The sequence below is a fragment of the Streptomyces tateyamensis genome (genome assembly GCF_003205575.1).
Classification (GTDB): domain Bacteria; phylum Actinomycetota; class Actinomycetes; order Streptomycetales; family Streptomycetaceae; genus Kitasatospora; species Kitasatospora tateyamensis.
This window is the reverse complement of sequence record NZ_PYBW01000122.1, coordinates 1-11,333: the sequence shown is the minus strand read 5'-3', so window position 1 is coordinate 11,333 and position 11,333 is coordinate 1. Positions and strand designations below refer to the sequence as shown.

The following is an 11,333-nucleotide window of genomic DNA, read 5'->3' as shown; positions in this document are numbered from 1 at the left end:
CCAGCGGGGGGGCGGCCGCCACGATCGCCCGGGAGCGGGCGCACTCGGCGCGCCACACCGCGAGGTCGGCCGCCAGGTCCACACCCGCGGCGGCGAAGTCGAAGTCGAGGTCCGGCTGCTCGTCGGTGTAGTAGAGCAGCGGCAGCTGCTCCCCCGCGAACTGGAGCGCGAACCACCACCGCTCCACCCCGGCCAGGTGCCGCACCAGCCCGTGCAGGCTCAGCCCGGACGGCGCCACGCTCCGCTGCGCCACCTGCTCGGCCGCCAGGCCGGTGAGCTTGAGCTCGAAGGTGGCCCGATGCCAGTCCAGGAACGCCGTCAACAGCTCCCGCTCCTCGCCGACCCGCGGCAGCGGCTCGCGGGTGTCCAGGGCCGCGGGCCAGGACGGGGACAGGTTCTCGGCAGGGATGTCGGTCATGCCCCGAGTCTGGTCCACGCCACCGACAGCCGGCCTGTCCGTGCTCGCTGACCGAGCCGGCCGCCGGCTCCCCCGGCTGACGGCGCTCTACGCGGCCTGAGCTGCTGGGACCGTCGGCGGAAGTCGACGGGTCCGACTTTCCGCTCGCCCGACCTCGCAGAGTCCGTACGCGGTCGAGTGGTAGTCGAGTCGGAGTCAGGTGATTGTCAGTCAGGTTGTCTACGGTGGTCAGCGTGTTCTCCGCTTCGAGTCCGTCCCTTTCCCTCCCCCTCGACCTGATCGTCCTGCAGCAGACCCTGCTCGCCGCCGATCGGGCGGTCGGCGACTACGCACTCGCGGTGCGCGACCGCCGGCGCGCCGAGTACCCGCAGCCGTGGCAGGCGGTGGAGCGCTGCACCTGGGGCACGGGGGAGCAGGCGGAGTTCGACCGGCGCTGGGAGTGCTACGTGCGGGCGGCCGACGCGGTCCGTACCCACCCGGTCCTGGTCCGGGCCCGGATCCTGGGCATCGAGCCCACCGTCCTGCGCGGCCTGCGCGAGGCGGCAGCCCGCTTCTAGGGCCGGGTCTCGTCCGTGCTTCCGGCCCGGATACCCGGCCCAGCGCACCCGCCAGAGCCAAGAAGCCGGTCCTAGCGGGCCGCCGGGCTCACGCCGCGTCCCAGGCCCTTGGTGACGGTGATCTCGATGACCACCCGGTTCGGGTTCACCCGCGGCGTCCGGTAGCGCTGCGCGTACCGCTCCTCCGCGTCCGCCACCACCGCCGGCTCCCGGCGCAGCACGGCGCGCCCCTCCAGGGTGGCCCAGCGGCCGCCGTCCACCTGACACAGCGCCACCCGCGCCCCCGCCGCCCCGGCGGCGGCCACGTGGCGGGCCTTGCGGCTGTCCCCGTCCGTGATCACCCGGGCGATGCCGGTCCCGGGGTCGTAGGTGGCCCCGACCGGCACCACGTGCGGGGAGCCGTCCGCCCGCAGCGTGGTCAGGGTGCAGATGTGCCGCTCCGTCCAGAACGCCAGGAACTCGGGGGTGAAGGCAGGGACGGCGGGGACGGCAGGCTGTGCGGTGTCGGTCATCGGCCCAGCCTACGCACCGTCTTCCCGTCCCGGCCTGCCGCCCCGATAATGGCCATGCCAACGTGACCGCAGGCCGACCAACCAGGGGGCAGCACCATGGCTCTGAGCACCCGTCAGCTCACCCGCCGCGACTTCACCCGCACCGCCCTCGCCCTGGGCGCCGGCACCGCGCTCGGCCTCACCGCCCCCACCGCGGCCCGGGCCGCCGCCGTGCCCGCGGGCTCCGACTGGCTGGCCGCGCTGCCCGACGCCGCCCCGCTGGCCCGCCTGACCCTGCCGGGCACCCACGACACCTGCTCGCTCTACGGCGGCCCGATCACCCAGACCCAGACCCTCTCCGTCCCGGACCAGCTGACCGCCGGGATCCGGTTCCTGGACATCCGCTGCCGGGCGATCAACGGCGTGTTCGCGATCCACCACAGCCAGTTCTTCCAGAACATCTTCTTCGGCGACGTGCTCAACGACTGCCAGGCCTTCCTGGCCCAGCACCCGGGCGAGACCCTGCTCATGCGGGTGAAGCAGGAGTACTCCACGGTCTCCGACACCGACTTCGCCGCGATCTTCGCCGACTACCAGAATCGCTGGCCCGGCCTGCTCTGGACGCAGAACCGGATCCCGTCCCTCGGCGAGGTGCGCGGCCGGGTGGTGCTGCTCGCCGACAACAGGGGCCTGCCGGGCATCGGCTGGAACGGCCCGCTGACCGACCTCGAGGACGACTACGACATCGGCACGATCTTCGACTTCACCGGCCGCAAGTGGCCCGAGGTCGCGGCCCACCTGGACGCCGCCCGCGCCGCCACCGACCCGCAGCGCCTCTTCCTCACCTTCACCTCCTCCTCCGGCTGGGGCCTGTGGCCCCGGCAGGCCTCGGACGCCCTCAACCCCCGCCTGGCCGGCTACCTCGGCGCCCTCCCCCACTCCGCCCGCCCGGTCCTGGGCACCGTCCCGATGGACTTCGCCACCCCGACCTCCCCCGCCGCCCTCTACGCGTTGAACTTCGGAGCCTGAGCGGCCAAAGGGGACCATAGGGGCCGAGGGACCCAAGGGAGCCCAAAGGAGCAGAAGCCCGCAGTCAGGAGCTCAGCACGCTGAAGTGCGCCACCGACGGCGGGTGCTCCAGGTACCCCTGTTCGGTGTCGGACCAGACCGGGCGCAGGGACCACATGGGGCCCGCGTACGCGCGCAGCGCCTCCTCGTCGCGCCAGCGGGTGACGACCAGGACCCGGTGGGTGGAGTCGGGCAGCGAGCGGAGCAGTTCGCCGCCGAGGTAGCCGTCGAGGCCGTCGAGCTGGGGCATCAGCTGGGTCCGCAGCACGGTGCAGAACTCGGCGACCAGTGTGGGGGCGACCCGGGCCTCCCAGATTCGCACGATCATCGCTACCTCCCGCGCCTCGCGGCGGCCGGTCCTCCCTCCCTCCATTGTCGGACCGCGGCGGCTACACGCGTGGCGACACGCGTAGCGGGCCGCGGCTGGGCTCCGCCCGCCGGTGCCGGAGGTACGCTGACGGCCAGTCGCGCGCCGTGCCGCCGGGGCCGGAACCCGGATCGGGGCCGGCGCGACCGGACCACACGACGGCTGGGTGATCCTGCGTGGCGGTCGTCCTACTGGCGGTGGGCGCCGCCTGCTGCCTGGGCCTGGGTTTCGTCCTGCAGCAGCACGCGGCCCAGCAGGCCCCGCGCGCCGACCTGCTGCGCTGGCGGCTGCTGCTGGACCTGGTGCGGATGCCGGAGTGGCTCGGCGGGATCGCCATCATGATCGTCGGCCTGGCGCTCAGCGCGCTCGCTCTCGGCTACGGCCAGGTGTCGCTGGTGGAGCCGCTGCTCACCAGCAACCTGGTCTTCGCGATGGCGCTGGCCAGCCTGATCTCGCGCCAGCGCCTCGGCCGTTCGGGCTGGGGCGGGGTGCTGCTGCTGGGGGTGGGCGTGACGGCGTTCATCCTGGCCGGCGACCCGCAGGGCGGGCGGGCGGTGGCCGGCCAGCTGCGGCACTGGCTGGTCTTCGGGATCGTCGCGGGCCTGGCCCTGCTGCTGGTCTCCCTGGCCCGCCGCCTGCCGCTGTTCGAGGAGGCCACCGTGCTGGCGCTGGCCGCGGGCCTGCTGTACGGGCTGCAGGACGCGCTGACCAGGGCCTCCGCCAGCCACGCGACCAGCACCGGCCTGGCCTCCCTGCTGCACCGGTGGGAGCCGTACACCGTGGTCGGGCTCGGCGCGATCGGCCTGCTGCTGATGCAGAGCGCCTTCGAGGCGGCGCCGCTGCGGATGTCGCTGCCCGCGCTGACCGCCGCCCAGCCGCTGGCCGGGATCGCCTGCGCGGTGGGATTCCTCGGCGACCGGCTGAAGGTCACCCCGGGCGCGCTGGCCTGGGAGGCGGCCGGGCTGTCGGCGATGGTGGTCGGCGTCGTCGTGCTGGGCCGCCACCCCGCCATGCCGTCCGTCAACCTCCCCGAGGACGGCGAGGGTGCCTGCGACGAGGACAGCACGGGCGAGCGCCCTTAGCCCGTCCGGGTGCCTGGCGACGGCAGGGCGGCGCACCCGCCCCGTCCTTCCCCGCCCGGCTGGCTACCGTCGGTCTGTCACCGGAATCGCGCCGGTGCCGGGGAGAGCTGACAGGGTGTCGGGGTTCGCCCGCCCTTCACAGGGGGAGCCTGCAAGGACACCCAGGACCCGAGGGAGCGATGCCATGTCGCAGTCGCAGATCGTCCGTGCCGCCCTGGTGCAGACCCGGTGGACCGGTGAGCAGTCCTCGATGATCGAGCTCCACGAGCGCTACGCCCGCGAGGCGGCGGCCCGCGGCGCGCAGATCATCGGCTTCCAGGAGGTCTTCAACGCCCCGTACTTCTGCCAGGTGCAGGAGCCCGAGCACTACCGCTGGGCCGAGCCGGTCCCGGACGGCCCGACCGTCACCCGGATGCGCGCGCTCGCCGCCGAGCTGGGCATGGTCATCGTGGTGCCCGTCTACGAGGTGGAGCAGAGCGGCGTCTACTACAACACCGCCGCCGTGATCGACGCCGACGGAAGCTACCTCGGCAAGTACCGCAAGCACCACATCCCGCAGGTCAAGGGCTTCTGGGAGAAGTACTACTTCAAGCCCGGCAACCTCGGCTGGCCGGTCTTCGACACCGCGGTCGGCAAGGTGGGCGTCTACATCTGCTACGACCGGCACTTCCCCGAGGGCTGGCGGGCGCTGGGCCTGGCGGGCGCGCAGATCGTCTACAACCCCTCCGCCACCAGCCGCGGCCTGTCCGCCTACCTGTGGCAGCTGGAGCAGCCGGCCGCCGCGGTGGCCAACGAGTACTTCGTGGCGGCGATCAACCGGGTCGGCACCGAGGAGTACGGCGACAACGACTTCTACGGCACCAGCTACTTCGTGGACCCGCGCGGCCAGTTCGTCGGCGACCCGGCCTCCGACAAGGAGGAGGAGCTGGTGGTGCGCGACCTGGACCTCGGCCTGATCGAGCAGGTCCGCCAGCAGTGGGCGTTCTACCGCGACCGCCGTCCCGAGGCCTACGGGCCGCTCACCGAGGCCTGAGGAGCCGCCAGATGACGACCGTTCAACCTGCCACCTCCGCCGAGCTGCTGCGCCGCCACCGCGCGGTGCTGCCCGCCTGGCTCGCCACCTACTACCGCGAGCCGATCGAGCTGACCCACGGCGAGGGCCGGCACGTGTGGGACGCCGAGGGCAACCGGTACCTGGACTTCTTCGGCGGCATCCTGACCACCATGACGGCGCACGCGCTGCCCGAGGTGACCGCCGCCGTGCGCGAGCAGGCGGGCCGGATCCTGCACACCTCCACCCTCTACCTGTCCACGCCGATGGTGGAGCTGGCCGAGCGGATCGCCGAGTTGTCCGGCATCCCGGACGCCAAGGTGTTCTTCACCACCTCCGGCACCGAGGCGAACGACGCCGCGCTCCTGCTGGCCACCGCCCACCGCCGCTCCAACCAGGTGCTGGCGCTGCGCAACAGCTACCACGGCCGGTCCTTCTCCACCATCGGCATCACCGGCAACGCGGCCTGGTCGCCGACCAGCCTCTCCCCCCTGCAGACCCTGTACGTGCACGGCGGCGTGCGCGACAGCGGCCCGTTCGCGGCGCTGTCCGACGCGGAGTTCATCGCCGCCTGCGTGGCCGACCTGGAGGAGATGCTCGGCCAGGCGCAGGGCTCGGTGGCGGCGCTGATCGCCGAGCCGATCCAGGGGGTGGGCGGCTTCACCCACGGTCCGGACGGCCTGCTCGCCGCCTTCCGCGAGGTGCTGCAGCGGCACGGGATCCTGTGGATCAGCGACGAGGTGCAGACCGGTTGGGGCCGTACCGGCGAGCACTTCTGGGGGTGGCAGGCGCACGGCCAGGCCGGCCCGCCGGACGTGCTGACCTTCGCCAAGGGCATCGCCAACGGCATGTCGATGGGCGGGGTGGTGGCCCGCGCCGAGGTGATGGACTGCCTGGACGCCAACTCCATCTCCACCTTCGGCGGCAGTCCGATCACCTGCGCGGCCGCACTGGCCAACCTGGACCACCTGCTCAAGCACGACCTGCAGGGCAACGCGCTGCGCACCGGCGCCGTGCTGCGCGAGCGGCTGGCGCAGGCCGAGCTGCCGGTCGTGCGCGCGCTGCGCGGCAAGGGACTGATGCTCGGTGTCGCGCTGCCGGACGCGCAGGCGGCCGGCGCCGCCCTCGAGCACGCCCGCGAGCTGGGCCTGCTGATCGGCCGCGGCGGCCGGGCCGGCGACACTCTGCGGATCGCCCCGCCGCTGTCGCTGACCGACGCGGAGGCCCGCGAGGGCGCCGACCTGCTGATCGAGGCGCTGCGGCGGGTGAGCGCGTGACCAGGACCCTGATCACCGGCGGCCTGGTCGTCACGGCCGCCGAGGAGATGCACGCGGACGTCCTGATCGAGGACCAGAAGATCGTCGCCCTGGCCGCCACCGGCAGCTCCACCGCGGCCGGCTGGCAGGCCGAGACGGTGATCGACGCGCACGGGCAGTACGTGATCCCGGGCGGCGTGGACGCCCACACCCACATGGAGCTGCCGTTCGGCGGCACCAGCGCCTCCGACACCTTCGAGACCGGGACCCGGGCGGCCGCCTGGGGCGGCACCACCACCATCGTGGACTTCGCCGTGCAGCCGATGGGCGGGGCGCTGCGCGAGGGTCTGGACGCCTGGCACGCCAAGGCCGAGGGCAACTGCGCGATCGACTACGGGTTCCACACCATCGTGGCCGACGTCAACGACGCGGTGCTCAAGGAGATGGAGCTGCTCACCGCCTCCGGCGAGTCCACCTCCTTCAAGCTCTTCATGGCCTACCCGGGCGTCTTCTACAGCGACGACGGGCGGATCCTGCGGGCCATGCAGACCGCCGCGCACACCGGCGCGCTGATCATGATGCACGCCGAGAACGGCCCGGCGATCGACGTGCTGGTGGCCCAGGCGCTGGCCGCCGGGCACACCGAGCCGCGCTACCACGGCGAGGTGCGGCGCGAGCTGCTGGAGGCGGAGGCGACCCACCGGGCGATCAAGCTGGCCCAGGTGGCCGGCTCCCCGCTCTACGTGGTGCACGTCTCGGCCGGCTCGGCGCTGGCGGAGCTGGCCGCCGCCCGCGACCAGGGGCTGCCGGTGTTCGGCGAGACCTGCCCGCAGTACCTGTTCCTGTCCACCGACAACCTGGCCGAGCCGGACTTCGCGGGCGCCAAGTACGTCTGCTCGACCCCGCTGCGCCCGCGCGAGCACCAGGCGCAGCTGTGGCGGGGCCTGCGCACCAACGACCTTCAGGTGGTCTCCACCGACCACTGCCCGTTCTGCTTCACCGGGCAGAAGGAGCTGGGGCGCGGCGACTTCTCGAAGATCCCCAACGGCCTGCCGGGGGTGGAGAACCGGATGGACCTGCTGCACCAGGCGGTGGTGGAGGGCCGGATCTCGCGCCGGCGCTGGGTGGAGATCGCCTGTGCCACCCCGGCCCGGATGTTCGGCCTCTACCCGCGCAAGGGCACCATCGCGCCGGGTGCCGACGCGGACGTGGTGGTGTACGACCCGCAGACGGTGCAGGTGCTGTCGGCGAGCACCCACCACATGAACGTGGACTACTCGGCCTACGAAGGCCGCCAGGTGACCGGTCGGGTGCGCACCGTGCTCTCGCGCGGCACCGTGGTGCTGGACCACGGCCGCTGGCTCGGCCGGGCCGGGCACGGGCAGTTCCTCACCCGGGCCACCTGCCAGTACCTCTGAACCCTCCCCCGACGATAGGTGGTTGCCCGTGGACATCGGGCTCGTGCTCCAGACCGACCCGCCCGCCCGGCTGCTGGTGGAGCGGATGCGCCGCGCCGAGGCGGCCGGCTTCAGCCACGGCTGGACCTTCGACTCCTGCGTGCTGTGGCAGGAGCCGTTCGTGATCTACAGTCAGATCCTCGCGCAGACCGAGCGGCTGACGGTCGGACCGATGGTCACCAACCCGTCCACCCGGACCTGGGAGGTGACCGCCTCGCTCTTCGCCACGCTGAACGAGATGTTCGGCAACCGCACGGTCTGCGGGATCGGGCGCGGCGACTCGGCGATGCGGGTGGCCGGGCGCCGCCCGGCCACGCTGGCCCGGCTCGGCGAGGCGATGCAGGTGATCAAGGAGCTGGCCGAGGGCCGCTCCGCGGTACTGGACGGCACCGAGGTGCAGCTGCCCTGGATCAAGGAGAGCCGGCTGCCGATCTGGATGGGCGCCTACGGGCCGAGGGCGCTGGAGCTGACCGGCCGTCAGGCCGACGGCTTCATCCTGCAGCTGGCCGACCCGTACCTGACCGAGTACATGGTCAAGGCGGTGCGCCGGGCGGCGGCCGAGGCGGGGCGCGACCCGGCCTCGGTCACCGTCTGCGTGGCCGCGCCGGCCTACGTGACGGCGGACGACTCCCCCGCCGCGCTGGCCCATGCCCGGGAGCAGTGCCGCTGGTTCGGCGGCATGGTCGGCAACCACGTGGCCGACCTGGTGCGCCACTACGGCGAGCACTCCGACCTGGTCCCCGAGGCGCTGACCGCCTACATCAAGGACCGGCACGGCTACGACTACGCGCACCACGGCCGGGCCGGCAACCCCGACACCGCGTTCGTGCCGGACGAGATCGTGGACCGGTTCTGCCTGATCGGGCCGCCCGCGGCGCACCGCGACAAGCTGGCGCAGCTGCGCGAGCTGGGTGTGGACCAGTTCGCCGTCTACGCGATGCACGACGCGATCGAGTCCACCGTCGACGCGTACGGCGCCGAGGTGATCGGGCGGTTCTGAGCGGGCCTCAGACGCCCAGGATGTACGGGTCCCGGGCCAGGTCGGCGAGGAGCGCGTCGAGCTTGGCCCGGTCCACCGAGGACATCAGGAACACGTGCACGTAGCTGCGCCGGCTGCTCTCCTCGCCCGGGACCGTCAGCACGTCCTGCGAGGAGAGCGACCACTTGGCCACCAGCTCGGGGCTCGGGCAGCGGAACCGGACGGTGATGGCGCCGGGCGTGCGGGCCGGCCACAGTTCGGTGCCCGTCTCCAGCTCGAGCAGCCGCAGCCGCTGCTCCAGGTAGCCGGCCAGCTGCTGGGCCTTGCGGATCCGGTCCACCTGGTCCTGGTAGGAGTGCCGGGCCAGGTGGTCCCAGATCACCAGCGGCGAGAAGCCGTTGCGCGAGCCGGCGAAGGTGGTGTCCGGCGCGCCGGTGTAGTCGGGGCGCGACGGCGGGGCCAGCTGGTACTTGACCTTGGTGAGGTAGAGCCCGCACGGCCAGGGCGCGCCGGGCCACTTGTGCCCGCTCATCGCGATCGAGGAGACCAGGTCGACCTCGCTGCCGTCGGCGGCCCTCAGCCGCAGGCCGAAGTCGAACTCGGGCAGCACCGTCTCCGGCGTCCAGCCGTACCGCCCGGGGTCCTGCGTGGCGAGCCGCACGAAGGGGACGTAGCCGGCGCCGAGCGCGCCGTCCACGTGGATCCAGAAGCCGCGCCGCTCGTCGGTCAGCGGCGCACCGGTCTGCGGGTCGGTGCCGTGCACGACCTCGCGGCGCAGCAGGCCGTGCCGCTCGAAGACCGGCAGCAGCCGCTCGCCGACCGCCCGCACGTCGTCGTGCGCGCCCTTGAAGGTGCTGCCCAGGTTCAGGCTGACGAAGATCGGGTGGCCCTTGGCGGCGAAGAACTCGACCAGTTCGGCGAGCGCGTCGACGTCGATCTCGCCGGTGCCGTCCCAGCTGTGGCCGGAGGGCCCGGGACGGGAGGGGACCTCGGCGGGCCAGTCGCCGTCCACCGCGACGGCGGGCGGGCACTGGCCGGGGTACTGGGTGCGCCCGAGCTCGTGGAAGGTCGCCACGCCGAGCACCCGCACCGCCTTGGCGAAGGAGTAGTGGGTGTCCTCGGAGTAGAAGGCCACCGGGCGGTAGGCGTTCGGGTTCTCCGGCAGGAACGGGAGCCCGGGGCTGTCCGGCTGGTCGATCAGCGGGCGGCCGGACAGGTAGTCGCGGGCGTTCCACAGCGCGTACATGTTGCCCTCGGTGGAGCCCATCGAGAGCACGTAGCCCCAGCAGGACTCCGGGTCGGCCGGGTCGCAGGGCCGGTCCGCGCCCCACAACCGCGCGTAGTAGTCCAGCACCGCGCGCTCGACGCTCTTGGTGTTGGGCTTGTAGCCGCCGCTCTGGAACGGGTCGCCGAGGTTGTTGATGTTGCTGCGCATGAACCGGCCCAGGTCCAGCGCGTACCGGTCCAGGTCCTGGGTGGCCTGGTAGCCGAGCAGGTGGCGGCGCTTGCGGCTGAGGTACTGGTCCATCGAGTCGAGCGCCCGCAGGCGCTGGTCGTCGTCCAGGCCCTCGGGCGGCAGCGCGAAGGCGGCGGCGTCCGGCTCCGCGGGCGCGCTCGGCGCCGCCGGCGGGGCCGAGGGCCGCGGCAGCACGGGACGGGACTCGATGACGCTCACGGCGCTCCTCGTTCGCTGGGGTGGCCGTGGTGGACAGCACAGCCCCGTCAGGATGGAACGTATGCCTCACTGAGCGGAAGCTTTCCGCAGATAATTCGACCGATGCCCCCGAAAATCTTGCAGATCATCGGATCAAGGGTTCATCCTGGGTACCGTGCCGAACAATCCGCAGTCCGCCCGGACCCCGCTCGACGACACCGACCGCGCCATCCTGCGCGTGTTGGCCGAGGATGCGCGGATCCCCAACAACGCCCTCGCCGATGCGGTCGGCATCGCCGCCTCCACCTGCCTGGCCCGGGTGCGGACGCTGCGCGAGCGCGGGGTGATCCGGGGCTTTCGGGCCGAGGTGGACCCGGCCGCGCTCGGCCTGCCGCTGCAGGCGATGATCTCGGTCCGGCTGCGCGCCCACACCCGGGAGCAGAACGAGAGCTTCCGCAACGACGCGCCCGAACTACCCGGCGTGCTGGCGGTCTTCCACATGTCCGGCTCGGACGACTACCTGCTGCACGTGGCCGTCGCCCACCCCGAGGCGCTGCGCGACTTCGTGGTCGACCACCTGACGACGCATCCGGCCGTCGCCCAGACCCGGACCAACCTGATCTTCGAACAGATCCCGGGCCGCCGCCGCCTGCTGCCGGGCCAGTGAGCCGGGCGGTGCGGCAACCGGGGGCGGCCGGCCCCGGGTCCTGACGGCGCGTCGCTCGTTGGACCAGCTGTGACGGACGTGAAACGGGCGGGCGCGGCAGTGGCCCTGCTGCTGGCCCTGACGGGGTGCCAGCAGCAGGCGAGCGGGAGCATGGCGCCGCTGTCGCCCTCCCCCTCGCCGTCGGCCTCGGCGGGTGCGGCGAGCCCCTCCGCGCCGGGAGACCGGTACGGCCTGTCGGGCGAGCGCCACCAACTCCCCCCGTCGCCGCCCGCGGTCGCGCCGGGCG

At 73.0% G+C, this 11,333-nt stretch carries 12 protein-coding genes and 1 pseudogene; 9 read left to right on the top strand and 4 right to left on the bottom strand.

The annotated features are described in order from the left end of the window. The coding region (locus C7C46_RS27535) for a mycothiol transferase (protein ID WP_110672637.1) at window positions 1-418 on the bottom strand (418 nt) is incomplete at its 3' end. Between the two features lie 233 nt (window positions 419-651). Here C7C46_RS27535 and C7C46_RS27530 point away from each other — a divergent pair. Then, entirely contained in the window at window positions 652-975 is a 324-nt protein-coding gene (locus tag C7C46_RS27530) for a hypothetical protein (protein ID WP_146259225.1), read from the top strand. A 71-nt stretch (window positions 976-1,046) separates the two neighbouring features. Here C7C46_RS27530 and C7C46_RS27525 read toward each other — a convergent pair whose 3' ends face one another. Continuing rightward, window positions 1,047-1,487: a pyridoxamine 5'-phosphate oxidase family protein gene (locus C7C46_RS27525; RefSeq protein ID WP_110672635.1), complete on the bottom strand. Its 441-nt coding sequence runs from the start codon at window positions 1,485-1,487 to the stop codon at window positions 1,047-1,049. Between the two features lie 96 nt (window positions 1,488-1,583). Between C7C46_RS27525 and C7C46_RS27520 the strand changes: the two genes are divergently transcribed. Next, window positions 1,584-2,495 (top strand): phosphatidylinositol-specific phospholipase C, encoded by a 912-nt coding sequence (locus C7C46_RS27520; protein WP_110672634.1) that lies wholly within the window; start codon window positions 1,584-1,586, stop codon window positions 2,493-2,495. A gap of 64 nt (window positions 2,496-2,559) precedes the next feature. Here the strand turns inward: C7C46_RS27520 and C7C46_RS27515 are convergent, their stop codons facing one another. Next, window positions 2,560-2,862, bottom strand: a complete 303-nt coding sequence (locus tag C7C46_RS27515; RefSeq protein ID WP_181442559.1) for an antibiotic biosynthesis monooxygenase family protein — start codon at window positions 2,860-2,862, stop codon at window positions 2,560-2,562. 215 nt (window positions 2,863-3,077) lie between these two features. Here C7C46_RS27515 and C7C46_RS27510 point away from each other — a divergent pair, with 215 nt between their 5' ends. The 5 genes from C7C46_RS27510 to C7C46_RS27490 all read left to right on the top strand — a co-directional run bounded on the left by C7C46_RS27510 (window position 3,078) and on the right by C7C46_RS27490 (window position 8,747). Next, the gene (locus tag C7C46_RS27510; protein WP_181442558.1) at window positions 3,078-3,983 is read left to right on the top strand and encodes a DMT family transporter; all 906 of its coding nucleotides are present in this window, start codon (window positions 3,078-3,080) and stop codon (window positions 3,981-3,983) included. A 184-nt stretch (window positions 3,984-4,167) separates the two neighbouring features. Further along, window positions 4,168-5,016, top strand: a complete 849-nt coding sequence (locus C7C46_RS27505; protein WP_110672632.1) for a nitrilase-related carbon-nitrogen hydrolase — start codon at window positions 4,168-4,170, stop codon at window positions 5,014-5,016. Between the two features lie 11 nt (window positions 5,017-5,027). Next, the gene (locus tag C7C46_RS27500) at window positions 5,028-6,311 is read left to right on the top strand and encodes an aspartate aminotransferase family protein (protein WP_110672631.1); all 1,284 of its coding nucleotides are present in this window, start codon (window positions 5,028-5,030) and stop codon (window positions 6,309-6,311) included. Then, the gene (hydA, locus tag C7C46_RS27495) at window positions 6,308-7,708 is read left to right on the top strand and encodes a dihydropyrimidinase (RefSeq protein WP_110672630.1); all 1,401 of its coding nucleotides are present in this window, start codon (window positions 6,308-6,310) and stop codon (window positions 7,706-7,708) included. Before C7C46_RS27500 ends, hydA begins: the two co-directional genes overlap by 4 nt. Before the next feature lie 28 nt (window positions 7,709-7,736). After that, window positions 7,737-8,747 (top strand): TIGR03842 family LLM class F420-dependent oxidoreductase, encoded by a 1,011-nt coding sequence (locus C7C46_RS27490; protein ID WP_110672629.1) that lies wholly within the window; start codon window positions 7,737-7,739, stop codon window positions 8,745-8,747. 7 nt (window positions 8,748-8,754) lie between these two features. Here the strand turns inward: C7C46_RS27490 and C7C46_RS27485 are convergent, their stop codons facing one another. Further along, entirely contained in the window at window positions 8,755-10,401 is a 1,647-nt protein-coding gene (locus C7C46_RS27485) for a PLP-dependent aminotransferase family protein (protein WP_110672628.1), read from the bottom strand. A gap of 154 nt (window positions 10,402-10,555) precedes the next feature. On the opposite strand from C7C46_RS27485, the gene C7C46_RS27480 reads away from it, so the two are divergent. Then, window positions 10,556-11,047 (top strand): Lrp/AsnC family transcriptional regulator, encoded by a 492-nt coding sequence (locus C7C46_RS27480; protein WP_245985030.1) that lies wholly within the window; start codon window positions 10,556-10,558, stop codon window positions 11,045-11,047. Window positions 11,048-11,116: 69 nt separating this feature from the next. Then, window positions 11,117-11,333: pseudogene (locus C7C46_RS36015) on the top strand (hypothetical protein); the annotation flags it as partial.